Origin of the sequence: Xanthomonas arboricola pv. guizotiae, assembly GCF_002940205.1 — a bacterium.
Classification (GTDB): Bacteria; Pseudomonadota; Gammaproteobacteria; order Xanthomonadales; family Xanthomonadaceae; genus Xanthomonas; species Xanthomonas arboricola_C.
Genome location: NZ_MDSK01000001.1, coordinates 208,659 through 233,085, shown reverse-complemented (window position 1 = coordinate 233,085; position 24,427 = coordinate 208,659). Strand labels below are relative to the sequence as shown.

Genomic DNA, 24,427 nt, shown 5'->3' with positions numbered 1-24,427 from the left:
CGGTCATCCCGCTAGCGCTGCATGCCCCAGCGGCGCACGGTCAGCCGCTCGATGGCCTGGAACACCACGCCCTCCACCAGCAGGCCCAGCACGATCACCATCGCCAGGCCGGCGAACACGCGGTCGGTATACAGCTCGTTGCGGTTCTGGAAGATGTACCAGCCCAGGCCGCCCTGGCCGGAGGTGGCGCCGAACACCAGCTCGGCGGCGATCAGGGTGCGCCAGGCGAAGGCCCAGCCGATCTTCAGCCCGGACAGGATCGCCGGCAGCGCGGCGGGAATCAGCAGCTGCGCCACGTAGCGCGGCCCACGCAATCCGTAATTGCGCCCGGCCATGCGCAGGGTTTCCGGCACCGCCTGGAAACCGGCGTAGGTGGTCAGCGCCAGCGGCCACAGCACCGAATGCACCAGCACGAACACCAGGCTGCCGGTACCCAGGCCGAACCACAGCAAGGCCAGTGGCAGCAGGGCGATCGCCGGCAGCGGATTGAACATGGCGGTCAGCGTGCCGAGCACGTCGCGGCCCCAGCGCGTGGAAGCGGCCAGCGCGGTCAGCACGAAGGCCAGTACCACGCCGAGCGCATAGCCCTGCGCCAGCACGCGCAGCGAAGCGCCCACGCGGCGCAACAACTCGCCGGACAGCAGCCCGTCGTAAAACGCGCGTGTGGTCTGCAGCGCGCTGGGCAGCATCAGATCGTCGCCGACCACGCGTGCGGCGATCTCCCACACCGCGACCAGCACCACCAGCACCAGCGCCTTGCGCAGCCAGGGCGGTGCCTGCCAGCGCGTCGGCGCGGCGGCTGCAACCAATGCGGGATCCAGCGGCTGCAGGGCCACTTCGTACTCGGCCCGCACCGGCGGCAATGGCGGCAGCGCGGGGGCGGTGCTGCCGCTCATGGCAGCGCCTCGCGCTGGCGCTCGGCCGGGCGACGCAGCGGCGCCACCTTGGCATCATCCAGGGCATCGTCGGGCAGGTCGAACAGCAGCCGATGGATGCGCTGCGCGGTCTGCTGGAACGCCACACTGCCGGCGCTGTGCGGGCCGAACGCATGCGCGTTGAGCTCGGCGCGCACCTGGCCCGGATGTGGCGACAACAACAGCACGCGGTTACCGACCACCAACGCCTCCTCGATCGAATGGGTGACGAACAACAAGGTGAAGCGCGATTGCTCCCACAGCTCCAGCACCTGCTCCTGCATGCGCGAACGCGTCAGCGCATCGAGTGCGGCGAACGGCTCGTCCATCAGCAACACGCGTGGGCGCATCGCCAACGCGCGCGCAATCGCCACGCGTTGCTTCATGCCGCCGGACAGGGTAGGCCTGGGCGAACGCGCTCAGCCCGACCTGCGCCAGGCTGTCGTCGGCACGCTCGCGCGCCTCGACGCGCGACAGCTTGCGGGCTGCGCGCAGGCCGAACACCACGTTCTCGCGCACGGTCTTCCAGGGCGCCAGCTGGTCGAATTCCTGGAAGACGACGACCCGGTCCGGCCCCGGCCCGGTGACCGCATTGCCATCCAGGCGGATCTGGCCCTCGCGCGGGGTGACGAAGCCGGCCACCGCCTTGAGCAGGGTGGATTTGCCGCAACCCGAAGGCCCCAGCAGCACGAAGCGGTCGGCTTCATGCACATCGAAACGCACGCGATGGGTGGCGCGCACCACGCGTTGCGCCGAGGCGTATTCCAGGCTGACGTGATCGACCTGCAGCAATGGTGTGGACGGACTCATCGCTCAGCTCCCGCCCGCAATCAGCGGATCGTCGAAGAAGTAGTCGCTCAGCTTGCGCGGGGTCTGCTTGATCGCGCCGCTGTGCTGCATGAACTTGCCCAGCCCCAGCGTGTTCTGCGGCACCACGGTGAACTGCACTTTCGGGTCCTTGAGGATCTGCAGCACCAGCGCGCGATCGATGCTCGAGCCATTGCGACGCAGGAAGATATCCGCCGCCTGCTCCGGATGCGCGGCGACGAAGCGTGCAGCCTGATCCAGCGCCGCGACGAAGGCGCGACAGGTCTTGGGATTGTCGCGGCGGAATTTTTCTGTGGCATACAGCACGGTGGCCGAGGAGGGGCCGCCTTCGATCTCGTAGGAACTGGTCACGATGTGCGCGGCCGGGTTGCGCGCCAATTCCTGCTCCTGGAATGGCGGGCTGGCGAAATGCGCGGTGATCTCGCTGCGGCCACGGATGATCGCGGCGGCCGCATCCGGGTGCGGCAAGGCCACCTGCAGCGGATCCAGCTGATGGGTGCCCTTGTCGCCCCAGCGTTGCTGGGAGGCATGCTGCAGGAAACGCGACTGCACCGACACGCCGGTGGCCGGCACCGCAATACGGTCCTGCGGGGTGAAATCGCCGATGCTCTTGATGCGCGGATTGTTGCTGATCAGGTAGTACGGGAAGTTGCCCAGCGACGCCACGCCGCGCACGTTCTGGCGGCCATGGGTGCGGTCCCAGATGGTGAACAACGGCCCGACGCCGGCACCGGCGATATCGATCGAACCGGTCAGCAGGGCATCGTTGACGGCCGCGCCACCGGACAGCTGCAGGAACTGCACGTCGATGTCCACGCCGGCGGCCTTGCCCTGCTGTTCGATCAGCTGTTGATCCTGTGCCACGTCCAGCAACAGATAGACGATGCCGAACTGTTTGGCGATGCGCAGCTTTCCTTCGGCCTGCGCATGCGCGCTGTGCAGCAACGGCAATGCGGCCAGGAGCAGCAGCGCGACACGTCGGGAAAAACGTCGGCGCTGCGGACGTGCGTGAGAGGTGACGGTCAAACGCATGCGGCGCTCCAGTCGAGGGGGAAGGAAGAAGGCGCGTTTCCCAGCGCATTACGTGTTGCGAAACGCGCGCGAGGCAGCACCTTGGCTAGAACGGCGCATCGCCTTCGATGGTGGTGCGGTTGAGCCGGCGACGCAGATGATCGGGCGTGCCGGCGGCCAGATGCATGACCGAGCGGTTGTCCCAGAACACCATGTCGTGCGGCTGCCAGCGATGCCGATACACCAGCGCATCGCCGGTGCTGTGTTCAAACAAGGCCTGCAGCAGTGCAGCACTTTCGTCGTCGGGCAAGCCGACGATGCGGGTGGTGAAATGCTCGCTGACAAACAGCGCTTTCTGGCCGGTTTCCGGATGGGTGCGCACGATCGGATGCTGCACTGGCTTCACTTCGGCAATCTGCTCCGGTGTCAGCGCCGGGCGCCACGGATTGCGCGCACGCAGTTCTTCGTACTTGGCCAGATAGCTGTGCTCGGCACGCAGGTCCTGCACCGCGTGCTTGAGCGCGTCGGGCAGGGTCTGCCAGGCCAGGTGCTGGTTGGCGAACAAGGTGTCGCCGCCCTCGCTGGGCAGTTCCTGCGCATGCAACAGCGAGCCCAGGCTGGGGGTGTCCTTGTACGACAGATCCGAGTGCCAGTAGTGGCCGGCATCACCCAGGCCGATCGGCTCGCCGTTCTCCTTGATGTTGGACACCACCAGCACTTCCGGATGTCCGCGCAACTGGAAGTTGCGCAGCACATGGATCTGCAACGGGCCGAAGCGACGGCTGAAAGCGACCTGCTGCGCCGGCGTGATGCGTTGCTCGCGGAACACCAGCACGTGGTAGTCCAGATGCGCCTGGTGGATGCGCGCGAAGGTGTCTGCATCCAGCGGCTGCGACAGATCCAGGCCGATCACTTCGGCGCCCAGCGGGGCATCGAACGGCACGATCCGGACACTGGAAGCGTGCTCGGTGGAAACCGCATCGCGCGGCGGCTGCGCACGCGCAGCGGAAGTGACGCTGGCCATGACGGTGGCACCTCGACGGCAACGGATGGCCGCCTGGGCCGGCGACCTGACACACCACTGTAGGCAGTCCGGCCACCGCTGCGAACGTACGATTGGCAAGGTGCTTATGCGCTGCAGGCATATGCAGCGGTGCGACGGAACGCGAACGGGCGACGCCTGCGCGCCGCCCGTTCGCGGCTTCAACCGACCCGGCCTCAGTCGGTCCGCAGTGCCAGCGCCGGCGGCGTGGACAGGATGCGTCGCGTGCCCGACCAGCCGGCCAGCAGGCTCAGCGCAAGGCCAAACGCGCCGCCGAGCAGCAGGCGCGGCCAGTCCGGCGCCAACGCGATCTCGAACGCCTTTTGCCCGACCACCGCACCGATCACCGCGGCGGCGGTCACCGCCAGCGTCGCCGCCAGCAGGCCGAGCGCGCCGAACTCCACCAGCACCGCGCCACGCAACTGGCCGCGACGCGCGCCCAGCGTGCGCAGCACCGCGCTGTCATAGCGGCGCTCGCCGGCGGTGGCCTGCAAGGCCGCCAGCAGCACCAGCACGCCGGCCAGCAGGCTGAAACCCATCACCAGTTGCACCGCCTGCGCCACCTGGTCGATCACCTCGCGCACGCGGCCGAGGATCGCATCGATGTCCAGCACCGAAATATTGGGGTAGTCGCGGCTCAGCGACGCCAGCTTGGGCGCGTTGCCGGGCGGCAGGTGGAAGCTGGAAATCAGGTTGTACGGCGCATCGCCGACCGAGCCCTGGTTGAGCAGCAGGAAGAAATTGACCCGGAACGAGTCCCAGTCGGCCTTGCGGATGCTGGTGACGGTGAAGCTGCGCTGCTGCTCGCCCAGCAGCAGGGTGATGCGGTCGCCCAGTTTGAGCTGATACCGCTGCGCCCAGCCTTCTTCCACCGAAGCCTCCGGCGCAATGCTGTCGGCCGCCCAGAACTTGCCTTCCAGCAAGGTGTTTGCCGGCGGAAATGCATGTCGCCAGGAGAAATTGACCGGGCGGTTGTCGCCGTCGCCATCGTCGGCCGGATCGCGGTCGCCGCGCAGTGGCGGCTTGTCGTTGATCGCCACCAGGCGCCCGGTCGAAAACGGCTCCACGGCCGCATCCTGCACACCCAGGCCGCGCAGCGTCTGCAGCACCGGCTCGGTCTGCTCGGGCTGGATATTCATCAGGAAATAGTTGGGCGTATCCACCGGCAGCCGATCGCGCCATTGCCCGAGCAGGCCGGGGCCGACCACCGCCAGCAGCAGCAGCGCGCACAACGACAGCGACAGCCCGACCAGCTGCACCACGCTCAGCCCGCGGCGCCGCGTCAGCGAGGCCAGGCCCAGCTTCCAGGCGCCGCGCAGGCGGTGCTGGATCGGCCGCAGCAAGGCCAGCAGGCCCAGCCCCAGCGCCATCGCCACCAGCGCCAATGCGGCCAGGCCACCCAGCACCCAGCCGGCCAGCACCAGGTTGCCGGTCGCGTACACGGTCAGTGCCAGCGTGGCCGCCAATGCCGCGGCGTAGACCAGCAAGGAACTCGGCGGCACCGCGGCAAAGCTGCGGTTGAGCACGCGCATCGGCGGCACGTTGCGCAGCCGCAGCAACGGCGGCAGGCCGAAGCCTAGCAACAGCACCAGGCCGATGCCTGCGCCCGCCAGGGCAGGGGTGGCCTGCGGCAGCGGCAGCCGGTTCGGGATCAGGCTGCCCAGCGCCTGCACCAGGCCTTCCTGCGCGAGCATGCCTAAGCCGATACCGACCAGGCAGGCCGGAATCGCGGTGAGCAGCAATTGCAGCGACAGCATCGCCAGGATGTCGCGCTGGCGTGCGCCCAGGCAGCGCAACACCGCCACGGTGTCGATACGCCGCATCGCAAACCGGTTGGCCGCCAATGCGGTGGCCACGCCGGACAACAGCACTGCCAGCAACGCCGACAACGCCAGGAAGCGGCCGGCGCGGTCGAACGCTGCACGCATGCCGCGTTGGGTGTCTTCGATACCTACCAAGCGATACTCGCTGGCGCGTGGCTTCAGCCAGGCGCGCAGGTCGGCGATGGCATCCGGTGCGCCGGCAAACATCAGCCGATACGAGGCGCGGCTGCCGTGGCCGAGCAGGCCGGCACCAGCGATATCGGCGCGATTGACCAGCAGCGGCGGCGACAGCTGCATCAGCTCGCCGGAGGCATCCGGTTCGGCACGCAGCACGCCGGTGATGGTGAGATGGCCGGCGCCGAATTCCAGCTGTTCGCCCACGCGCAGGCCCAGGGCCTCCAGCAGGCGCGGATCGGCATAGGCCTGGCCCGGTGGCGGTGCGCCCGCAGGCTTGCCCTGCATGCCGGCACTGTCCGTGGACACCAGCAATTGCCCACGCAGCGGGTAGCCCGCGCCGACCCCGCGGATATTGGCCATCTGGCTGGCGTCGCCATGGAACAGCACGCTGGGGAAGCTGACCATGCGCGTGCTCTGCAGGCCACGCCGCTGCGCTTCCGCAGCGAAGTCGGCCGGAATCTCCTGGCGGCCGGTCACGCCCAGATCGCCACCGAGCACTTCGGCCGCGCTGGAGGTCAGCGCCAGGGTGACCCGATCGACCAGCGTGCCGACGGCCGTCATCACCGCCACGCCCAGCACCAGCGCGGCGAACACGGTCAGCAGGTCGCCGGCCAGGAATTCGCGGCGCACCGCGCGCGCGGCTTGGCGCAGCACGTTCATGCGGCCGAACCGGGCTGGGCGTGCAGGCGGCCGCTGTCGATGCGGTAGATGTGCTTGCAGCGCTGCGCCAGCGTCATGTCGTGGGTCACCAGCACCAGCGTGGTATCGCTGGTGGCATTGAGCGCAAACAGCAGGTCGCTGATCTGCGCGCCGGTGGCCTGATCCAGGCTGCCGGTGGGTTCGTCGGCAAACAGGATGCGCGGTTTGGCCACGAAGGCGCGTGCCAGCGCCACACGTTGCTGCTCGCCGCCGGACAGCTGCCGCGGGTAATGCCGCGCACGCGCGCTCAGGCCGACCGCCTCCAGCACCTCGCGCACCCGCGCCGGATCCTCGCGCCCGGCCAGCTCCAGCGGCAGCGCGATGTTTTCTTCGGCGGTGAGTGCCGGCAGCAGGTGGAAGCTCTGGAACACGAAGCCGACTTCGCGGGCGCGCAGGGCGGCGCGGGCCTCCTCGTCCAACTGGCCCAGGTCCTGGCCCGAGAGCGCGATGCTGCCGCGGCTGGGCAGGTCCAGCCCGGCCAGCAGGCCGAGCAGGGTGGTCTTGCCCGAGCCGGACGCGCCGACGATGGCGATACTGTCGCCTTCACTGACCGTCAAGCTGATGTTGTCGAGGATGTGGAGTGTTCCCTCCGGTCCGCTGACGGACTTGCCGACCTCGCGGACGTCGATGGCGGTGCGGGTGCTGGAGCGGGTGGCCAGACTGTCGATGAGGAATCTCCGAATGCGTGAAAGAACACTGCGATATGGCGCGCTGGTCCTGTGGCTGCTGACACTGTCCCTGCTTGCGCCGGGGATTGCCTCTGCCAAAAGTCCGGTGGCGACCGCCCCGATCCTGGTGGTCGGCGACAGCCTGAGCGCTGCGCACAACATTCCGGTGCAGTCCGGCTGGGTCACCTTGCTGGACCAACGCCTCAAGCGTGACATGGCGACGCCACCGGCGGTCGTCAATGCCAGCATCAGCGGCGAAACCACCTCCGGCGCGCTGACGCGGCTGCCCGGCCTGCTGCAGAAGCACCGCCCCGGCGTGGTGGTGATCGAACTCGGCGGCAACGATGCGCTGCGCGGCCTGACCCCGGCCCAGCTCAAGGGCAACCTGGAAAAGATGATCCAGCTCAGCCAGCAGGCCGGGGCGAAGGTGCTGCTGCTGGGCATCGATGTGCCGCCCAACTACGGTCCCGCCTACCGTGAGCGCCTGAAGGCGAGCTACGCCGACCTGTCCAGGCAGTACAAGACCGCCTTGGTGCCGTTTTTCCTGGAAAAGGTCGCGCTGCAGCCAGGCCTGATGCAGGCGGACGGCCTGCATCCCACTGCCGCTGCCCAGCCCAGGGTGCTGGAAACGGTGTGGCCAGCGCTGCGTCCGTTGCTCGGGCGCTGACAACCGGCGGCCACCGCGCGCCGTCACAGAACGTTAGTTGGTCTTCACGCCCTTTCCACTGCCGATCCGGCATGTTTCACAAAGCTGAAGACCGAGGAAAGTCCATGCGTCAGACCAAGGAAACGTCCGGCCTCGTGCTGGTCGTCGAAGACAACCGCAATATCTCCGAAATGATCGGCGAGTACCTGGAAGGCCGTGGCTTCGAGGTCGACTACGCGCAGGACGGACTCGACGGCTACCGTCTGGCCGCCGAGAACAGCTACGACGTGGTCGTGCTGGATCTCATGCTGCCACGTCTGGACGGCATCGAAGTGTGTCGCCGCCTGCGTAACGACGCACGCAAGTCCACCCCGGTGCTGATGCTGACCGCCCGCGACACGCTGGACGACAAGCTCACCGGCCTGGGTTTCGGTGCCGACGATTACCTGACCAAGCCGTTCGCGATCCAGGAACTGGAAGCACGCTTGCGTGCCCTGATCCGCCGCGAGCGTCGCCAGGTCGGCTCGGAAGTGCTCAAGGTCGCCGACCTGGTACTCGATCCGGTCAGCATGCGCGCCACCCGCGCCGGCACCGAGCTGCAGCTCTCGCCGATCGGCCTGCGCCTGCTCACCATCCTGATGCGCGAGTCGCCACGGGTGGTCACCCGCCAGGAAATCGAGCGCGAGATCTGGGGCAACGGGTTGCCGGATTCGGACACCCTGCGCAGCCATCTGTACAACCTGCGCAAGATCATCGACAAGCCGTTCGACCGTCCGCTGCTGCACACCGTGCAGAGCGCCGGCTATCGCATCGCCGACATCGCCCAGCCGATGGCCTGATGTCGCCGGCCGGCCGCCGTTCTGGCGGCCGGTCACCTCCTGTAGGCGCCCACGCGCCTGTCGCTTCCGCGTGCTGCCGTCTGGCTGCACGACGGGCTTACGGAAGCGTTGCCTATAATCCGGCGCTCTCCCCTGGATGCAGCAATGCCGCACGGGCTTCCACGAAAAATACGTCTCGCCTTCCTGCTGCAGGTCGCCCTGGCGAGCCTGGCGATCGTGCTGGGCGGCTATCTGCTGTCCTTCGTGATCAAGTACAGCCTGGTGCGCACCGTGCTTGTCGACGAGGCCGTGCATTTCTGGCGCCTGCACAAGAGCGCGCCGAGCAATCCGCCGCCGAATACCCGCAACATCCAGGGCTATTTCTCGCCCACCGGCCAGGGCCGCGATCCTGCGCCCGCGGCGTTGCGGCGCTTGTCTCCTGGTTTCAGCGAAGTGGCCGCCGCCGATGCCCTGGTGTATGTCGACCAACGCCCGGAGGGGCGCTTGTACCTGGTGTTCCCACGCTCGCGCGCGTCGCACCTGACGCTGTGGTTCGGGGTGGTGCCGGCGATGCTGGTGCTGCTGGCGATCTATGGCGTGTTCTGGGTGACCTACCGGATTTCCAAGCGGATGTTGTCGCCGATCAGCTGGCTGGCGCGGCGCGTGTCGCAATGGGATCCGCGCAACCCCGATGTCGACGAACTGGCCCCGGAGCGGCTGCCTGCCGACCTGCAGGGCGAGACGCGGCAACTGGCCGCCGCGCTGCACGCGCTGGGGCAGAAGGTCAGCGACCATGTCGCGCGCGAGCGCAATTTCACCCGCGATGCCAGTCATGAGCTGCGCACACCGTTGACGGTGATCCGGGTGGCCAGCGACATGGCGCTGGCCGACGACGAACTGTCGCAACGCACCCAGCGCAGCCTGCGCCGGATCCAGCGTGCCGGCCGCGATATGGAAGCGGTGATCGACGCCTTCCTGATCCTGGCGCGCGAGGCCGAGATCGACCCGCAAAGCGAGACCTTCGATGCCGCCGAACTGGCCAGCGAGGAAGTCGACAGCGCCCGCGAGTTGCTGGGCGACAAGCCGGTGTCCCTGACGATGGTCGGCGACCGCAGCCTGCAGATGTTCGCCCCGCCGCGGGTGATGCGTGTGGTGCTCAGCAACCTGCTGCGCAATGCCTGCGCCTATACCGACACCGGCAGCATCGAAGTGGAAGTCACCCAGGACCGCATCATCGTGCGCGATACCGGCATCGGCATGAGCGAGGAAGCGCGCGCGCGCGCCTTCGAGCCATTCTTCCGCGCCGATCCCACGCGCCCGCAGGGCACCGGCCTGGGCCTGTCGATCGTACGCCGGCTGTGCGATCGCTTCGGCTGGCGGATCGAACTGCATAGCGAGTCCGGGGTCGGCACCTCGGTCGCGGTGGTGGTGGCCTGAGTTCACGGTAGCCTTGACTCGCGCGATCTGTCGTCATCCGTTGCGGCGGGGGAGCGCCCGCAGCGCTGGTCGATGAGGCGTGGCTGATTTGGAATCGTCTGTTGACGAGGCAGACGCGCTGCATGTGCCTGGGGCGCCGTTTGTGGTTGCGATGATGGTGTTTTCGACTGCGTGGCATTGATCCCGCGCGCCGTGCCAGATCGACCTGCAGGGCGCTACTTCTGCTCCAGCACCGGGGCCACCGCCTTGCGCCAGATGGCATAGCCATCGGCGGTCATGTGCAGCATGTCCTGGCGAAACAGCTCGGCGCGCGGTTTGCCGTCGGCATCGAGCATCGGCGTGTAGACGTCCACGTAGTCCACGTGCGGCAGCGGCGCGAGGGCGTCCTTGATCAGCCGATTGGCGGTGACGATCGCCGGCAGCAGATGCGCGCGCGAGGGGCTGGGTTTGATCGACAGATAGCTGATGCGCGCGCTGGGCAGGTCGCGGCGGATGCGCGTGACGAATGCCAGCACGTCGTCGCGCACCTGCTGCGGCGTGCGGCCGCTGTTGAGATCGTTGTCGCCGGCATACAGCACCACCTGGCGCGGTGCATACGGGATCACGATGCGGTCGGCGTACCAGGTGCTGTCACGCACTTCCGAACCGCCGAAGCCGCGATTGATCACCGGCATGCCGGGGAAATCCTGGGCCAGCGTGTCCCAGAAACGGATCGACGAACTGCCGACGAAGACGATGCCGTGCCGGGGCGGCGGTCGTTGCGCATCGCTGTCGGAAAAGCGCCGCATGTCGTCTTCCCAGGCGGCGTTGGACACCTGCGCCGGTATCTGCGGCGCGGTGTGCGGGGCGGCGGCGTGGACGTGGCCGGACAACAAGGCAAGCGCGCATAGCAGCGTGCGCAAGGGATGCTTGGTCATGCGAAAGAACCTGCGGCAGTAAAGCGGACCACCATGGTGCGGCAGGCTGCAAGCCCAGGGCAAACCGGTGGGCGTCCAGCGCCTGTCATGGACTGCCCGCAGAGCGTGCCGCCGGGCGTGCACCACAACGTGGAAGAGATTGCGCCATGCGGCAGCATTGGACGTCATTGCAGGCCCAACGCCAGCTGGCGGGCATTTGGCCACGCCCTGGCGGCGGACTGCACGACGGTGCAAGATTCGCACTTTCCCAGCAGTGACCACGCCATGCGTTCGAGCCGTCCCCAGATATGCCCTTGCGGCCGGAAGTACTGACGCATGGCCGATCAACTGGGACACGTGCCGCGCGGTCCGCGCCGCATGCTCAAGGCGGCGATCTGGTCATGGCAGGGCCTGCGCGCGGCATGGCTGCACGAATCCTCGTTTCGGCTGGAGGTGTGCCTGGCGGCAGTGCTGCTGCCGCTGGGGCTGTGGCTCGGCCAGTCCGGGCTGGAACGCATCGCGCTGATCGCGCCGCTGCTGATCGTGCTGGCCGCCGAACTGCTGAATTCGGCGATCGAGGCAGTGATCGAACGTTACGGCCCCGAGCACCACGTGCTGGCTGGCCGTGCCAAGGACATGGGCTCGGCGGCGGTGTTCCTGCTGCTGATCAATGTGCTGTTGTGCTGGGGACTGATCCTGCTGCCGCGCTTGTTCTGAAGAGCAGTGCGGCCGAGTGACGCACTGCCGCCGGTCGGCTTCTCGACTGGCGACTGCGTGGAGGCGTTCCTGGCGATGTGGCGCACCGAGGCGCCAGCGACGAGTCGGCCGGCCACGCAGCATGCCGTGACGGTCTCTTTCCGTTGTCAGGCTGCATCGCGCCTGGCCGGAATCGCCTGCCAGGCGCAGGCATGTGCATGCCGGCTTGACTCGCCGCGTGGCATGCTGCGGCTCTCTTTCAACGGAATCGCCTGCATGCCCGTCCTGATTCGCGCCCTGGTGTTGCTGATCCTGACCGTCTCGCTGTCCGGTTGCGGCTACAACGCGATCCAGCAGAAGGAAGAAGGAGTCAAGGCAGGTTGGTCGGAGGTGCTGAATCAATACCAGCGTCGCGCCGACCTGATTCCCAATCTGGTGCGCACCGTGCAGGGCTATGCCCAGCAGGAGCGCCAGGTGCTGACCGAGGTGACCAATGCGCGCTCGCGGGTCGGACAGATCCAGGTCAATGCCGACGACGAAGCCTCGCTCAAGCAGTTCCAGCAGGCGCAGGGCGAACTCGGCAGCGCACTGTCGCGGCTGTTGGTGGTCAGCGAAAACTATCCGCAGCTGAAATCCGACCAGTCGTTCCGCGATCTGCAGGTGCAGCTGGAAGGCACCGAGAACCGCATCACCGTGGCGCGCGGTCGCTACATCCAGACGGTGCAGGAGTACAACACCTACATCCGTTCGTTTCCGCAGGTGATCACCGCCAAGATCTTCGGCTACCAGCCCAAGCCAAATTTCAGCGTGGAAAACGAAGCGCAGATTTCGCGCGCACCGCAGGTGGATTTCGGCAATCAGCAGGCGCCGCAGCAACAGCCTGCGCAGCAGCCGCAGCCCGCGCAGTAATCAGGCCGGGTATGTCGTGCTGCAAGGGATGTTGAGCAAGCGCAGGGATTCGCCATTTCGACGAGTCCACTTGGTGGATTCATTTGGTGGATCAATACCAACTGTCAAATGCGGGATATTGAGCCCCTCTCCCCCGCGGGAGAGGGGTTGGGGTGAGGGTACGGAGCGAGCGAAACAGTGGAGCCGTCGGTGATTCGCTCCTGACGACGCGTGGCGACGCGTTTGTCATTGCAGGCACTCGCAGATCTCTGCGGCGCACCCTCATCCGCCCCTTTGGGGCACCTTCTCCCGCAGGCAGAAGGGAAAGCTAGGTGGCAGTGCTGATCAACTGTCAGTACTCATTAGGGTAGGAGTTGGCAATGCGGCAAACGTACATGTGGGTGTTGTGGATGACGGCACTGTGCTTGCTGCCGGCCTCGCTGCTGGCGCAGGATCTGGCAGCCATTCCGCCGCTGCGCTCGCCCGTGGTCGATGTCACCGGCACCTTGGACGCCACCCAGACCCGGCAACTCGAGCAGCAGGCGCTGGCCTTGCAGCAGCGCAAGGGCGCGCAGTTGCAGATCCTGATCGTGCCGACCACGCAGCCGGAGGCGATCGAGCAGTACACCCAGCGCGTGTTCGACCAGTGGAAGATCGGCCGCAAGGGCGTGGACGATGGTGTGCTGCTGCTGGTGGCCAAGGACGACCGCCGGGTGCGGATCCAGCCGGGCTACGGCCTGGAAGGGGCGATCCCCGACATCACGGCCAACCGCATCATCCAGGAGTACCTGGCACCGCGCTTCCGTGAGGGCGACTACGCCGGCGGCATCGGTGCGGCGACTGCGACGCTGGCCGGCCTGATCGAGGGCGAGGCGCTGCCGGCGCCGGTCAGCGGGCACGCCGATGGCGGCGCCGGCAATGGCTCGGGTGGCGGCGGCTGGATCATGGCCTTGTTCATCGGTTTTGTGGTCGCGATGGTGGCGCGCGGCATTCTCGGTGCCCTGCCACGGCCGCTGCGTGCATTGCTGACCGGCGTCGCTGCCGGCGGTGCCGCCCTGCTGTTGACCTCGCTGCTGTTCGCCAGCGCTGGCGCTGCGGTGATCGGCCTGCTGGCCGGCCTGGCGTCCGGTTCGCCGGGGCGCTTTGTCGGCGGCGGTGGCTGGGGCGGTGGTGGATTCGGTGGCTTTGGAGGCGGTGGCCGCGGCGGTTTCGGTGGCGGCGGCTGGGGTGGTGGTGGCGGATCGTCGGGAGGCGGTGGCGCCTCGGGGAGCTGGTAATGCGGTGGCTCAGGCATGTCTTCGCGCCCTCGGCGCAGCGCAGTTTCCCGGCCGGCTGCATGGACGCGATCGCCGCGGCGGTTGCCGCCAGCGAGCGCACCCATACCGGCCAGATCATGTTGGCGGTGGAAGCCGACCTGCCGCTGGACGCGCTATGGCGCGGGCACACCGCGCGCCAGCGTGCCGAGCAGGCCTTCGCGCACTTGCGCACCTGGGACACCGAGGCCAATAACGGGGTGCTGCTGTATCTGCTGCTGGCCGACCACGCCATCGAAGTGGTCGCCGACCGTGGGCTGCGCAGCCGGGTGCCGGAAGCGCAGTGGGCCGAGGTGTGCCGACGCATGCAGCAGTTCCTGCGCGATGGCGAGCACGAGGCGGCGGTGCTGGCCGGGATCGAGGCGGTCACCGAGCTGTTGACCGAGCATTTTCCTGCCGCTGCCGGCTCCCAGCATGAAGACGAGCTGCCCGATCGTCCCCAGCTCTTAGGCTGAGCGCGCGCGAGGTGTCAGAATAGACGCCTCGCTCTACGTGATCCGCGGTCCGCATGATCTATCTGCACGCCATCGACCCCATCGCCTTCTCGCTTGGACCGGTGCAGGTGCACTGGTACGGGTTGATGTACCTGGCTGCGTTCTTCTCTGCCTGGGCACTGGGGCGCTCGCGCATCCTGCGCGGCCGCCTGCCGGGGGTGGACATGGACGGGTTTTCCGACCTGTTGTTCTACGGCATGCTCGGCGTGGTGCTGGGCGGGCGCATCGGCTACATGCTGTTCTATGCGTTCGACAGCCTGCTGGCCAACCCGTTGATCCTGTTCAAGGTGTGGCAGGGCGGCATGAGCTTCCACGGCGGCCTGCTGGGCGTGCTGATCGCTTGCGGGCTGTGGGCGCGCAAGCACCGGCTGCACTTCTTCGACGTGATGGATTTCGTGGCGCCGCTGGTGCCGCTGGGCCTGGGCTTCGGGAGGCTGGGCAATTTCGTCGGCGGCGAGCTGTGGGGCAAGTTCACCGATGCCGGCTGGGGCGTGATCTTCCCGCTGGCGCCTGAGTTGTTAGGCCAGGCGCCGGCCCAGGTTCAGGCGCAGTACGCCGCCGGTGCATTGAACCAGTTTGCGCGGCATCCTTCGCAGCTCTACGAGGCGGCGCTGGAAGGGGTGGTGATGTTCGTGGTGCTGTGGACCTTCTCGATGAAGCCGCGCGCACGCTATGCGGTGTCGGGGATGTTCGCGCTGCTGTACGGCGTGTTCCGTTTCATCGTGGAATTCGTGCGCGTGCCGGATGCACCAATCGGCTACCTGGCCTTCAACTGGCTGACGATGGGGCAGATCCTGAGTCTGCCGTTGATCATCGGCGGCCTGGCGTTGCTGGCGATGTCGCGCCGCGCGCCGGTGCTGCAGCCGATGCTGGTGCAGGCCGCGGGCGCGGAGGCGGCCAAGTGAAGCCCTATCTGGACCTGCTGCAGCATGTGCTGGAACACGGCGCCGAGAAATCCGATCGCACCGGCACCGGCACGCGCAGCGTGTTCGGCTGGCAGATGCGCTTCGACCTCAACGACGGCTTTCCGCTGGTCACCACAAAGAAGCTGCACCTGCGCTCGATCATCCACGAGTTGCTGTGGTTCCTGCAGGGCGACACCAACATCGGCTACCTCAAGGACCACCAGGTCCGCATCTGGGACGAATGGGCCGACGACAACGGCGATCTCGGCCCGGTGTACGGCAAGCAGTGGCGGCGCTGGACCGGCCCGGACGGGGTCGAGATCGACCAGATGCAATGGCTGGTGGAGGAGATCAAGCGCAACCCGGATTCGCGCCGGCTGGTGATCAGCGCCTGGAATGTCGGCGAGTTGCCGCAGATGGCGCTGATGCCGTGTCACAGCCTGTTCCAGTTCTATGTGGTGAACGGCAAGCTCAGCTGCCAGCTGTATCAGCGCAGCGGCGACATCTTTCTGGGCGTGCCGTTCAATATCGCCAGCTACGCACTGCTGACGCATATGGTGGCGCAGGCCACCGGCCTGGGCGTGGGCGATTTCGTGCATACGCTGGGCGATGCGCACCTGTACGCAAATCACTTCGCGCAGGCACGCGAGCAACTGACCCGCACCCCGCGTGCGCTGCCGCGCCTGCGCCTGAATCCCGCGGTGACCGACCTGTTCGCGTTCCGCTTCGAGGACATCGCCATCGAGGGCTACGACCCGCATCCGGCGATCAAGGCGCCGGTGGCGGTGTGACCAGCGAGTTGCGGCATGGTTCTCCGGTATCCACTTGAGACGACAGCACCGTGATGGCCAAGCATTCGATCAAGGCACGGGAAAAACTGGCTGATTCGCTGATGGCAATGCAGGCCAGCCTGTTGGTGAATCTCACGAGCATCCTGCTCATCGCACCGATCGGTTTTTTCGGTATTGCCTTGTACAAGGGCGAACCCCTGCAGCTGACGAACGTCTTCGGCGGGCAGTCTTTGGCGGCGCTGGCGGTGATTGCCGTGTTGTACCTTGCGGCTTTCTGCCTTGGAATGATGGGCCGGCACGCCGCGATGAAAATCTACGACACGCTGTATCCGGACCGATGAAACTGACCCTGATCGTCGCTTTCGACCGCAACAATGCCATCGGCCGCGACAACGACCTGCCATGGAAGCTGCCCGACGATCTCAAGCGCTTCAAGGCGTTGACGTTGGGCAAGCCGATCCTGATGGGGCGCAAGACCGCGCAGTCGCTGGGGCGTGCCTTGCCGGGGCGGTTGAACCTGGTGCTGACGCGTTCGGGGCAGGCACCGTTCGACGGCATGCATCCGGTGGCATCGGTGGAACAGGCGATCGAACGCGCCGTGCAGGATGGCGCGCAGGAACTGTGCGTGATCGGCGGCGGCGAGGTGTATCGCCTGACCATGCAACATGCCGATCTGCTGGCGGTGACCGAAGTGGACACGGCAGTGGATGGCGCCGATACGCATTTCCCGCCGATCGACCCTGCGCTATGGGAAGCCGTACAGCGCGAATCGCACGCGGCCGATGCCAGGCATGCGTTTGCATTCGACTACGTGGACTACCGGCGGCGTTGACGCCTCCGAGTGAGCGGCCAAAGCCCGCTGCATGTGCGGTGACCGTGCGTGGCAGGCATGCCGTGTGAGCTGCGCTATGCGGCGTAGATCGTCCTGCAGGCAGCCAGGGGTGATTACCCGAGGCGTTTGTTCACCACCAGCTCGCCCAGTTCGATCAGCCGCGCGCGTACCACGTTGCGGCTCAGCCCCAGCAACGCCGCGGTCCTGACCTGGTTGTGGTGGCAGTGCCGGTACGCGGCGCGAAACAACTGATCTTCCACCGTTGCATGCAACGCACCGCCGGCGCTTTCGAACAGGCTGTCGAAGGCGCGTTCGAGCAGGGCCTGGCCGTCTTCGTGCGGGTCGCCGCCGGCCTGGCTTGGCAAGCGCAGTTGCGACAGGCGGATGTCTTCGGCGCGCACCACGCCGTCGCGGTGGATCAGCAAGGTGTGGTGGATGACGTTCTCCAGCTCGCGGATATTGCCTGGCCACGGGTACTCGACCAACAGGTGTTCGGCATCCGCGCTGATGCTCACCCGGCCGTGTCCCAGGCGCTGGCTGTAGATGTCGACGAAGTGGCGGATCAGCGGCGGAATATCGCCGGGGCGTTCGCGCAGCGGCTTGAGCTCCACGCCGACCACGTTGAGGCGATAGAACAGGTCCTGGCGGAAATACCCATGCTGGATGGCGTGGTCCAGCGGCACGTTGGTGGCGGCCAGCACGCGCACATCGATCGGCACGCTGCGGCGCGAGCCCAGCCGTACCACTTCGCGCTCCTGCAGCACGCGCAGCAGCTTGACCTGGATCGGCATCGGCAGGTCGCCGATTTCATCGAGGAACAAGGTGCCGCCGTTGGCTTCCTCGAACCAGCCGGCCTTGGCGCTGAGGGCGCCGGTGAACGCGCCTTTCTCGTGCCCGAACAGTTCGGCATCGACCAGCGACTCGCTGAACGCGCCGCAGTTGACCGCCACGAACGGGTGGCGGGCGCGCGCGCTGCGGTGATGGATGTGACGTGCGACCAGCTCCTTGCCGGTGCCGGATTCGCCGACGATCAGCACGCTGGCCTCGCTCGGCGCAACCCGTTCGAGGTGCGTCAGCAATGCCTGGGACGACGGGTCTTCGAACACGTGCGCGGTGGCGCGCACGGCGTTGCCGGCGAGCGCGTGGTGCTGCGCTGCAGGCAGGGTGAGCAGGCGGAAGTCGGACATGGGACGGGCTCGTGCGTAGGGGAGGGAAGGGCGCGAGGCGGCGTCGGTTCAACACGGCGGGACGCGAGGTCCGAGTTGGGAATGCAGGCGAAGCATCGGCAGGCTCAGGAATAGAAACTGGGCGTGGGTGGTTGCTGGCGCAGCGCCCATTCGCCGAGTTCGCGCAGCTTGTAATCGACCGGATCGTGCAGCGTCTGGGTGCGCAGGTTGCGCCAGTAGCGGTCCAGCCGCAGCGCTGCATGGGTGGCGCGCGCGCCGGTGACCTCGAACAGTCTGCTGCACACCTCCAGCCCGACGCGTGTGGTGGCGACCTTGGCGGCGGCCACCGCCAGGGCGACCTGCGCGCGCTCGTCGCGGCCGAGCGCGTGCTCCTTGCGCCAGGCGGCGTCGAGCACTTCGGCAGCACGGCCGGTCAGCAGCCGGGCGCTTTCCAGGCCCAGCCAGAACTCGCCGTAATGGGCCAGGACGTAGGGGTCTTCGCTGGCTTGCTCGACCCCGGAGCGGTGCCAGGCGCGGGCTTCGGTCAGGGTGTATTTGCGCGCTTCCTCGAACGCGCCCTCGGCGATGCCCAGGAACAGGTGCGCGAACAGCAACTGCGCGATCAGTGGGCGCAGGCAGGCGAACGGGGTGCTCAACGGACCGGGATCCAGCAGCAGTTCGCTTTCTTCCACGCGGACGCGTTCGAAGGTGTTGCTGCCGCTGTCGGTCTGGCGCTGGCCGATGTTGTCCCAATCGTGGCCGAGCGTGATGCCGCTGCGCGCCGTGGGAATCGCACCGATCAACAATTTGCCGCTGCGCTCGTCCAGTGCCGAGGCGATCAGCATCTGCGAATCGATGGCGCCGGAACAGAAACTCTTTCTGCCGGAAAATTCGCGCCAGCCTTCGCATTGCACGGCGACGGTGCGGGTATCCAGCGGGTTGAGCGCATTGCCCCAGAACCACTGCTTGCGCGCGGTCTGCTCCAGCCACGGCTGCCACTGCGCGGGCTGGCCGAACAGCCGCACGGTGGCGAGCATCAGGTGATGGAAGCCGAACACATGCGCGATGGAGCTGTCGACCTTGGCGAAGGTGCGCACGATCTGCAGCACCTCGCTCCAGCTGGCGCCGAGGCCGCCGTACTGCACGGGAATGCTGAGCGCGAGCAGGCCGCTGGCGCGCAATGCATCGCGCTCGGCCTTGGGGGTGCCGCCGCGTGCATCGCGCTCGATCGCGGTGTCGGCGAACCCGGCAGCCAGGCGCTGGGCGGTCTGCAGCGGATTGAGCAGGGTCGGTTGCGGTTGGCGGCTGGTCATGCGCAGTGGCCTTGTGCAGATGCGAAGGAGTGGGGCGCTGACCGATCCAAGGTCGGCGCGAAGTACAGAGGATCGCCGGGGTCGGCATGCTGCATCCCGGAGCGCGCTTCCAGCGTGCGCCAGCGGTCAGAACACATGGATGTCGTGCAGGGCCGCGAGCAGTTCCTGGCGGGCCTGCCGTAGCGCCGCTTCATGCGCCCGGCGATCGCGCGGACGCGGCATCTCCAGCCGTTGTGCATGCGCGATCGTTCCGGGCTGGCCACCGATGACGATGACGCGGTCGCTCAGATAGACCGCCTCGTCGATGTCGTGGGTGACCAGCAGCACGCTGAAGCCATGTTCGCCGGCCAGGCGCAGCAGCAGGTCCTGCAGCTTGATGCGGGTGAAGGCATCCACCGCGCTGAAGGGCTCGTCGAGCAGCAGCACGCGCGGTTGCCGGTACAGCCCGCGCGCCAGCGCCACGCGTTGCGCCTGGCCGCCGGACAGCTGTTTGGGCAGCGCGGTCGCGTAATCCAGCAGGCCGACCTCGGCCAGCAACCGCTGTACGCGCACAGATTGCCGCGCGGCCGCTGGCGACAGATCGGCGTCGTCGGCGAAGGCGACATTGGCCGCCACATCCAGCCACGGCAACAGCCGCGGCTCCTGGAAGATGAAGCCGATCTGCCGGTTCACGCCACGCACGCGGGCGCCATCCAGCGCCACCTCGCCGGCGTAGTCGCGCTCCAGGCCGGCCAGGATGCGCAGCAGGGTGCTTTTGCCGCAGCCGCTGGCGCCGATCAGGCTGACGATTTCGCCGGGCGCCAGTTGCAGGTCGATATCGCGCAGCACCTGGCGCGTGCCGAAACGTTTGCCGGCGATGTGCAGCTGCAGGCCAGGGCTGCTCACGTGGGGCTCCCCGGCTGGCCCGGCGCTTTGCGATTCTGCAGGTTGTCGCGCCAGCGCAAGCTGCGCGATTCGATGCTCTTGAGTAGGCCGTCGCTGAGTTTGCCGAGCAGGGCCAGCAACACGATGGCGCCGATCACGATGTCCGGCCGCGAGGTTTCGCGTCCGTCGCTCAGCAGATAACCCAGCCCGCGCGTGGCGGCGATCAGTTCGGCGGCCACCAGGAACATCCAGGCCAGACTCAGGCTGGTGCGCAGCCCGGTGAAGATGGACGGCAGCGCCGCCGGCAGCAGGATCCGCCGCACCTGCCGCGGTTTGGACAGGCCGTAGCTTTCGCCCAGCTCCACCAGCGTACGGTCGACCTGGCGCAGGCCGCTGACCACACCCAGATACACCGGGAAGAACGCGCCGATGGCGATCAGGGTGATCTTGGGCGCCTCGTCGATACCCATCCACAACAGCAGCAACGGCACCCAGGCCAGGCTGGGCACCGCGCGCAGCGCCTGGAAGCTGGGGTCGAGCAGGCGTTCCAGCCAGCGGCTCAGGCCCACCGCCACGCCCACCAGCAAGCCGAGCCCGGCGCCGATGGTGAAGCCCGCCAGCACCCGCAACACACTGGCGCCGACATGGCTGGCCAGTCCACGGCCCGCCTCGTCGGCAAGCGTGTGCAGGATCTGGCTGGGAGGCGGCAGCAGGTAGCTCGGTGTCCAGCCCAGCGCCGAGGCGATTTCGAGCCCGGCAAAGAAGATCAGCGGCAGTAGCCAGCCAAGGCTGCTGGCGGGCAGCCTGAGGCGCGGCCGCGGCGGGGTGCCGGCCACGGAAGCGGAAACGCGCAAGGAGGTGTCGTTCATCGCCGTGCTCAGGCCTGCGCCACGCCTGCGCGCTTGGCGTAGCTGGGATCGATCAGTGCAGCCAGCACCTTGCCCAGATCGGTGCCGGGCCGGACCAGGCCTTCTTCGAGCAGGATCGGCGCGGCGCTCTGCAGCGCCGCCCGCTCTTCCGGACCAATGACCGGATTGCGCAGGTCGGTGCGCTGCAGCTGCAGCGTGGCCACCAGGGGCGACAGCCGGGCCTCGGCGGCGATCAGCGCGGCAAGTTCGTCCGGGTGCGCGATCGCCCACTTGCGTGCTTTTTCGTAGGCCTGGATCACCAGCGGAATCTGCTCGGGGTACGCGGACGCGAACGTCTCGCTGACATTCAAGAAGCCGCGGGAATTGAACGCGGTGTTGCGGTAGATCAGGCGCGTGCCGGCCTCGATCTGGCTCGCGGCCAGGTGCGGGTCCAGGCCGGACCACGCGTCCACGTCGCCGCGTTCCAGGGCAGTGCGCCCGTCGGGATGCTGCAGATGGACGATCTCCACCGCACGCTTGCTCAACCCGGCCTGTCGCAGCGCGCGCAGCAGGAACAGGTAGGCGTCGGTGCCCTTGGTGGCGGCGACGCGTTTGCCTTTGAGTTCGCTCAGCTGCCGGATCGGCGAGTTCTTGGCCACCGCCAGCGCGATCCATTCCGGGCGCGAGTAGATATACACGGCCTTGATCGGATTGCCATTGGCACGCGCCAGCAGCGAGGCCAGGCCAGCGGTGCTGCCGAAGTCGATGCTGTTGCCGCCCAGGTATTCCAGCGCGCGGTTGCTGCCGGCCGACAGTACCCACGTGACCTGGGTGCCCTGCGCCTTGAGCGCTTGCTCCAGCCAGCCGAAGTGTTTGAGTACCAGCGAGGTTGGCGAGTAATAGGCGTAGTCCAGGCGCAGGTGTTTGGGCACTGCACCCTTGGCTTGCGCGAAGGCGGTGCCGGACAGCAGCGGCGGGGCGCCGAGCGCGACGCCGGCGAGGGTTGCGACTTTGAGCAGGTTGCGGCGCTTCATGAGTGCTCCTGTCAGCGCGCCGAAGCGCGCGGCACGATGGTGTTGGCGATGACTTCGCCGAAGGGTCCGCTCAGTGCCTGGCCGGGAAGTTTTTGCTTGACCGTGCGCGGCAGCAGCGGAAACACCAGCTCGGCGAATCGGTAAGCTTCTTCCAGATGCGGGTAGCCGGAGAAGATGAACGTGTCGATGCCGAGCGCAGCGTATTCTTCGATCCGCTTGGCCACCGTCTGCGGATCGCCCACCAATGCGGTGCCGGCACCACCGCGCACCAGACCGACGCCGGCCCACAGGTTGGGGCTGACTTCCAGATCGGCACGGGTGCGGCGCTGGCCACGGCCGTGCAGCGCGGCCATGCGCCGCTGGCCGACCGAATCCATGCGCGCGAATGCACTCTGTGCGCGCTCCACGGTGTCGTCGTCCAGATGACGGATCAGCGACTCCGCTGCCGCCCAGGCCTCCTCGTCGGTTTCGCGCACGATCACATGCAGGCGGATGCCGAAGCTGAGCGTGCGCCCGAGCGCAGCGGCCTTGCTGCGCACCGAGGCGATCTTTTCTGCCACCGCTTCCGGTGGCTCGCCCCAGGTCAGATAGGTGTCGACCTGCTCTGCGGCCAGATCGTGCGCGGCATCGGAAGAGCCGCCGAACCACACCGGCGGATACGGCCTCTGCACGGTGGGATACAACAGCTTGGCCGCCTTGACCTGCAGATGTTTGCCGGCGAAGTCGTAGCTGTCGCCGTTGTGGCTGTGGGCGATGATCTCGCGCCAGATGCGGATGAACTCTGCGGAGGCTTCATAGCGGTCTGCGTGGTCCAGGAATACGCCATCGCCTTCCAGTTCGCCGCGGTCGCCGCCGGTGACCAGGTTCACCAGCAGGCGTCCGCCGGAGAGCCGGTCGAAGCTGGCCGCCGTGCGCGCGGCCAGCGCCGGTGCCATCAGGCCGGGACGCAGCGCGACCAGAAACTTCAAACGACGGGTGGCATTGATCAGGCTGGAGGCGATCACCCACGGGTCCTCGCAGGAGCGCCCGGTGGGGATCAGCACGCCCTCGTAGCCGAGCGTGTCGGCGGCCACCGCCACCTGGGTGATGTATTCGGCGCTGACCTGGCGCGCGCCTTCGCTGGTACCCAGATAGCGGCTGTCGCCGTGGGTGGGGATGAACCAGAACATGTCCATGATTGGTCTCTCGGGTGCGGGCATTCGGTGCGCGTCCCTCGCAGGAGCCCGCATATCCATGTGCGGGGATTCAAGTGGCGAACTGGTCGCCAGAGCTCGCGGCACCATGCGTGCGCGCTCTGCAGGCTCTTTGCGGCAACGGTGCGTATGTGCATGCGTACGAGATGGATCAGATGGTCATCGGAATTCGCATGTGCATATGCAGGGTGCGATCAGGCGATGCGCCGCAGTGCCTCCGGGCGTGCGCCGAGCACACCTGCGGCGCGTTCGGCGGCCAGTTCGATGCGTTGGCGCAATGCTGGATTGACCACGCGGTAGTCGTGAAAATCGCTCTCGGTGGCGTAAATGCCGATCGGCAAGGTCAGCGCCTGGAAGAAGGAAAACAGCGGGCGCAGTTGGTGATCGATCACCAGCGCATGCCGTTCGCTGCCGCCGGTTGCCGCCAGCAGGATCGGAGTATCGATCAAGGCGTTGATATCGATCAGATCGAACAGATGCTTGAGCAAGCCCGGATACGAGCCGCGATACACCGGTGCGACCACCAGCAGCAGATCAGCCGATTCGATCTGGCGCAGCGCCTGCTCCGCGGACGCGTCCAACTCGCTGCGCCACAAGGCGGCACCCAGCGGCCGGGCGATATCGCCAAGCTGGATGATGCTGGACCTGCTTGCGACGCGTTGTGCGAGTTCGGCCAGGGTCGCCTCGGCCAGTGCCAGGCTGCGCGACGGGCGCGAGGTGCTGCCGGAAACGGCGACGACATTCAACGGACTGCGCATGCGGAGAATCCTGTGATGACGATGGTGGGCGGTCGCGCGACCTGCGTGGCGCCCGCATATCGATGGTGTTGCTGCACAGACAGAAGCTGGCAGCTCGAGACTGTTCGTATGCCGACAGCGAGGCATTCCATCTGACTGCACCGCAGAGGACATGGCAATGGCGCAGGGCTCCCAAATGCGCCGATCGCTTATCAGATTTGAGAATGACTTGATGAAAAAGCGCTGAAATCAGGCATTTTTCGCCTCGCGCCAGGCGTTGCTCATGGCATTTGCGGCATGACGATAGTGCGTGCGGAAATGACCGCGTGAAAAATGTTGGTGGAGAAACATCGAATCAACATTTCGCCGTGCTCCAGGCACGATGCCGCGCGGT

Annotated in this window: 24 protein-coding genes and 1 pseudogene; 11 read left to right on the top strand and 14 right to left on the bottom strand. The window is 67.1% G+C overall.

Annotated elements, in window-relative coordinates:
• Positions 1-11 precede the first annotated feature (11 nt).
• The 6 genes and pseudogenes from XarbCFBP7408_RS01235 to XarbCFBP7408_RS01210 form a co-directional block, all read right to left on the bottom strand.
• The gene (locus XarbCFBP7408_RS01235; protein ID WP_104560640.1) at positions 12-896 is read right to left on the bottom strand and encodes an ABC transporter permease; all 885 of its coding nucleotides are present in this window, start codon (positions 894-896) and stop codon (positions 12-14) included.
• Positions 893-1,724, bottom strand: a pseudogene (locus XarbCFBP7408_RS01230) (ABC transporter ATP-binding protein). The gene XarbCFBP7408_RS01235 and the pseudogene XarbCFBP7408_RS01230 overlap by 4 nt, the downstream one beginning before the upstream one ends.
• Positions 1,725-1,727: 3 nt before the next feature.
• Positions 1,728-2,774, bottom strand: a complete 1,047-nt coding sequence (locus XarbCFBP7408_RS01225) for an ABC transporter substrate-binding protein (protein WP_104560638.1) — start codon at positions 2,772-2,774, stop codon at positions 1,728-1,730.
• Positions 2,775-2,859: 85 nt separating this feature from the next.
• Positions 2,860-3,777 carry a TauD/TfdA dioxygenase family protein gene (locus XarbCFBP7408_RS01220; protein ID WP_104560636.1) on the bottom strand — a complete coding sequence of 306 codons (918 nt, stop codon included), beginning with the start codon at positions 3,775-3,777 and terminating at the stop codon, positions 2,860-2,862.
• Positions 3,778-3,971: 194 nt separating this feature from the next.
• A complete protein-coding gene (locus tag XarbCFBP7408_RS01215) occupies positions 3,972-6,455 on the bottom strand; it encodes an ABC transporter permease (protein ID WP_104560634.1) in 2,484 nt (827 codons plus the stop codon).
• Positions 6,452-7,057, bottom strand: a complete 606-nt coding sequence (locus XarbCFBP7408_RS01210; protein WP_258071972.1) for an ABC transporter ATP-binding protein — start codon at positions 7,055-7,057, stop codon at positions 6,452-6,454. Before XarbCFBP7408_RS01210 ends, XarbCFBP7408_RS01215 begins: the two co-directional genes overlap by 4 nt.
• A 103-nt stretch (positions 7,058-7,160) precedes the next feature.
• Here XarbCFBP7408_RS01210 and XarbCFBP7408_RS01205 point away from each other — a divergent pair, with 103 nt between their 5' ends.
• From XarbCFBP7408_RS01205 to XarbCFBP7408_RS01195, 3 genes are all read left to right on the top strand, one after another.
• The gene (locus XarbCFBP7408_RS01205; protein WP_181106135.1) at positions 7,161-7,829 is read left to right on the top strand and encodes an arylesterase; all 669 of its coding nucleotides are present in this window, start codon (positions 7,161-7,163) and stop codon (positions 7,827-7,829) included.
• Between the two features lie 104 nt (positions 7,830-7,933).
• Positions 7,934-8,647 carry a response regulator transcription factor gene (locus tag XarbCFBP7408_RS01200; RefSeq protein ID WP_002811889.1) on the top strand — a complete coding sequence of 238 codons (714 nt, stop codon included), beginning with the start codon at positions 7,934-7,936 and terminating at the stop codon, positions 8,645-8,647.
• 144 nt (positions 8,648-8,791) lie between these two features.
• Complete coding sequence (locus tag XarbCFBP7408_RS01195; RefSeq protein ID WP_104560630.1) at positions 8,792-10,063, top strand: sensor histidine kinase; 1,272 nt, start codon at positions 8,792-8,794, stop codon at positions 10,061-10,063.
• A 215-nt stretch (positions 10,064-10,278) separates the two neighbouring features.
• Here XarbCFBP7408_RS01195 and XarbCFBP7408_RS01190 read toward each other — a convergent pair whose 3' ends face one another.
• Positions 10,279-10,980 carry an SGNH/GDSL hydrolase family protein gene (locus XarbCFBP7408_RS01190; RefSeq protein ID WP_104560628.1) on the bottom strand — a complete coding sequence of 234 codons (702 nt, stop codon included), beginning with the start codon at positions 10,978-10,980 and terminating at the stop codon, positions 10,279-10,281.
• 315 nt (positions 10,981-11,295) lie between these two features.
• Here XarbCFBP7408_RS01190 and XarbCFBP7408_RS01185 point away from each other — a divergent pair, with 315 nt between their 5' ends.
• From XarbCFBP7408_RS01185 to XarbCFBP7408_RS01150, 8 genes are all read left to right on the top strand, one after another.
• Positions 11,296-11,676 (top strand): diacylglycerol kinase, encoded by a 381-nt coding sequence (locus XarbCFBP7408_RS01185; protein WP_039530617.1) that lies wholly within the window; start codon positions 11,296-11,298, stop codon positions 11,674-11,676.
• 255 nt (positions 11,677-11,931) lie between these two features.
• The gene (locus XarbCFBP7408_RS01180; RefSeq protein WP_046346231.1) at positions 11,932-12,564 is read left to right on the top strand and encodes a LemA family protein; all 633 of its coding nucleotides are present in this window, start codon (positions 11,932-11,934) and stop codon (positions 12,562-12,564) included.
• A 359-nt stretch (positions 12,565-12,923) separates the two neighbouring features.
• Positions 12,924-13,820 carry a TPM domain-containing protein gene (locus tag XarbCFBP7408_RS01175; protein ID WP_104560626.1) on the top strand — a complete coding sequence of 299 codons (897 nt, stop codon included), beginning with the start codon at positions 12,924-12,926 and terminating at the stop codon, positions 13,818-13,820.
• Positions 13,820-14,311, top strand: a complete 492-nt coding sequence (locus XarbCFBP7408_RS01170) for a TPM domain-containing protein (RefSeq protein WP_104560624.1) — start codon at positions 13,820-13,822, stop codon at positions 14,309-14,311. Before XarbCFBP7408_RS01175 ends, XarbCFBP7408_RS01170 begins: the two co-directional genes overlap by 1 nt.
• A 53-nt stretch (positions 14,312-14,364) precedes the next feature.
• Positions 14,365-15,255, top strand: coding sequence for a prolipoprotein diacylglyceryl transferase (lgt, locus tag XarbCFBP7408_RS01165; RefSeq protein ID WP_104560622.1), 891 nt, complete (start codon positions 14,365-14,367; stop codon positions 15,253-15,255).
• Positions 15,252-16,046, top strand: coding sequence for a thymidylate synthase (locus tag XarbCFBP7408_RS01160; protein ID WP_104560620.1), 795 nt, complete (start codon positions 15,252-15,254; stop codon positions 16,044-16,046). The genes lgt and XarbCFBP7408_RS01160 overlap by 4 nt, the downstream gene beginning before the upstream one ends.
• 53 nt (positions 16,047-16,099) lie before the next feature.
• Complete coding sequence (locus XarbCFBP7408_RS01155; protein WP_104560618.1) at positions 16,100-16,387, top strand: hypothetical protein; 288 nt, start codon at positions 16,100-16,102, stop codon at positions 16,385-16,387.
• Complete coding sequence (locus tag XarbCFBP7408_RS01150; protein WP_104560616.1) at positions 16,384-16,878, top strand: dihydrofolate reductase; 495 nt, start codon at positions 16,384-16,386, stop codon at positions 16,876-16,878. The genes XarbCFBP7408_RS01155 and XarbCFBP7408_RS01150 overlap by 4 nt, the downstream gene beginning before the upstream one ends.
• Positions 16,879-16,991: 113 nt before the next feature.
• On the opposite strand, the gene XarbCFBP7408_RS01145 is transcribed toward XarbCFBP7408_RS01150, so the two are convergent.
• From XarbCFBP7408_RS01145 to msuE, 7 genes are all read right to left on the bottom strand, one after another.
• Positions 16,992-18,065, bottom strand: coding sequence for a sigma-54 interaction domain-containing protein (locus XarbCFBP7408_RS01145; protein ID WP_104560614.1), 1,074 nt, complete (start codon positions 18,063-18,065; stop codon positions 16,992-16,994).
• A gap of 104 nt (positions 18,066-18,169) precedes the next feature.
• A complete protein-coding gene (locus XarbCFBP7408_RS01140; RefSeq protein ID WP_104560612.1) occupies positions 18,170-19,357 on the bottom strand; it encodes an acyl-CoA dehydrogenase family protein in 1,188 nt (395 codons plus the stop codon).
• Positions 19,358-19,483: 126 nt separating this feature from the next.
• Positions 19,484-20,242 (bottom strand): ABC transporter ATP-binding protein, encoded by a 759-nt coding sequence (locus XarbCFBP7408_RS01135; RefSeq protein WP_104560610.1) that lies wholly within the window; start codon positions 20,240-20,242, stop codon positions 19,484-19,486.
• Positions 20,239-21,090: an ABC transporter permease gene (locus XarbCFBP7408_RS01130; RefSeq protein ID WP_104560608.1), complete on the bottom strand. Its 852-nt coding sequence runs from the start codon at positions 21,088-21,090 to the stop codon at positions 20,239-20,241. The genes XarbCFBP7408_RS01135 and XarbCFBP7408_RS01130 overlap by 4 nt, the downstream gene beginning before the upstream one ends.
• Before the next feature lie 8 nt (positions 21,091-21,098).
• Positions 21,099-22,103, bottom strand: a complete 1,005-nt coding sequence (locus XarbCFBP7408_RS01125; RefSeq protein WP_104560606.1) for an aliphatic sulfonate ABC transporter substrate-binding protein — start codon at positions 22,101-22,103, stop codon at positions 21,099-21,101.
• Positions 22,104-22,114: 11 nt separating this feature from the next.
• Positions 22,115-23,278, bottom strand: coding sequence for an FMNH2-dependent alkanesulfonate monooxygenase (gene ssuD, locus XarbCFBP7408_RS01120; RefSeq protein ID WP_104560604.1), 1,164 nt, complete (start codon positions 23,276-23,278; stop codon positions 22,115-22,117).
• Positions 23,279-23,490: 212 nt separating this feature from the next.
• The gene (msuE, locus tag XarbCFBP7408_RS01115) at positions 23,491-24,054 is read right to left on the bottom strand and encodes an FMN reductase (RefSeq protein WP_104560602.1); all 564 of its coding nucleotides are present in this window, start codon (positions 24,052-24,054) and stop codon (positions 23,491-23,493) included.
• Positions 24,055-24,427 lie beyond the last annotated feature (373 nt).

Coding starts and splice junctions, on each gene's coding strand:
- XarbCFBP7408_RS01235 (WP_104560640.1), bottom strand. CDS start 896: ATGAGCGGCAGCACCGCCCCCGCGCTGCCGCCATTGCCGCCGGTGCGG.
- XarbCFBP7408_RS01225 (WP_104560638.1), bottom strand. CDS start 2,774: ATGCGTTTGACCGTCACCTCTCACGCACGTCCGCAGCGCCGACGTTTT.
- XarbCFBP7408_RS01220 (WP_104560636.1), bottom strand. CDS start 3,777: ATGGCCAGCGTCACTTCCGCTGCGCGTGCGCAGCCGCCGCGCGATGCG.
- XarbCFBP7408_RS01215 (WP_104560634.1), bottom strand. CDS start 6,455: ATGAACGTGCTGCGCCAAGCCGCGCGCGCGGTGCGCCGCGAATTCCTG.
- XarbCFBP7408_RS01205 (WP_181106135.1), top strand. CDS start 7,161: ATGAGGAATCTCCGAATGCGTGAAAGAACACTGCGATATGGCGCGCTG.
- XarbCFBP7408_RS01200 (WP_002811889.1), top strand. CDS start 7,934: ATGCGTCAGACCAAGGAAACGTCCGGCCTCGTGCTGGTCGTCGAAGAC.
- XarbCFBP7408_RS01195 (WP_104560630.1), top strand. CDS start 8,792: ATGCCGCACGGGCTTCCACGAAAAATACGTCTCGCCTTCCTGCTGCAG.
- XarbCFBP7408_RS01190 (WP_104560628.1), bottom strand. CDS start 10,980: ATGACCAAGCATCCCTTGCGCACGCTGCTATGCGCGCTTGCCTTGTTG.
- XarbCFBP7408_RS01185 (WP_039530617.1), top strand. CDS start 11,296: ATGGCCGATCAACTGGGACACGTGCCGCGCGGTCCGCGCCGCATGCTC.
- XarbCFBP7408_RS01180 (WP_046346231.1), top strand. CDS start 11,932: ATGCCCGTCCTGATTCGCGCCCTGGTGTTGCTGATCCTGACCGTCTCG.
- XarbCFBP7408_RS01175 (WP_104560626.1), top strand. CDS start 12,924: ATGCGGCAAACGTACATGTGGGTGTTGTGGATGACGGCACTGTGCTTG.
- XarbCFBP7408_RS01170 (WP_104560624.1), top strand. CDS start 13,820: ATGCGGTGGCTCAGGCATGTCTTCGCGCCCTCGGCGCAGCGCAGTTTC.
- lgt (WP_104560622.1), top strand. CDS start 14,365: ATGATCTATCTGCACGCCATCGACCCCATCGCCTTCTCGCTTGGACCG.
- XarbCFBP7408_RS01155 (WP_104560618.1), top strand. CDS start 16,100: ATGGCCAAGCATTCGATCAAGGCACGGGAAAAACTGGCTGATTCGCTG.
- XarbCFBP7408_RS01150 (WP_104560616.1), top strand. CDS start 16,384: ATGAAACTGACCCTGATCGTCGCTTTCGACCGCAACAATGCCATCGGC.
- XarbCFBP7408_RS01145 (WP_104560614.1), bottom strand. CDS start 18,065: ATGTCCGACTTCCGCCTGCTCACCCTGCCTGCAGCGCAGCACCACGCG.
- XarbCFBP7408_RS01140 (WP_104560612.1), bottom strand. CDS start 19,357: ATGACCAGCCGCCAACCGCAACCGACCCTGCTCAATCCGCTGCAGACC.
- XarbCFBP7408_RS01130 (WP_104560608.1), bottom strand. CDS start 21,090: ATGAACGACACCTCCTTGCGCGTTTCCGCTTCCGTGGCCGGCACCCCG.
- XarbCFBP7408_RS01125 (WP_104560606.1), bottom strand. CDS start 22,103: ATGAAGCGCCGCAACCTGCTCAAAGTCGCAACCCTCGCCGGCGTCGCG.
- ssuD (WP_104560604.1), bottom strand. CDS start 23,278: ATGGACATGTTCTGGTTCATCCCCACCCACGGCGACAGCCGCTATCTG.
- msuE (WP_104560602.1), bottom strand. CDS start 24,054: ATGCGCAGTCCGTTGAATGTCGTCGCCGTTTCCGGCAGCACCTCGCGC.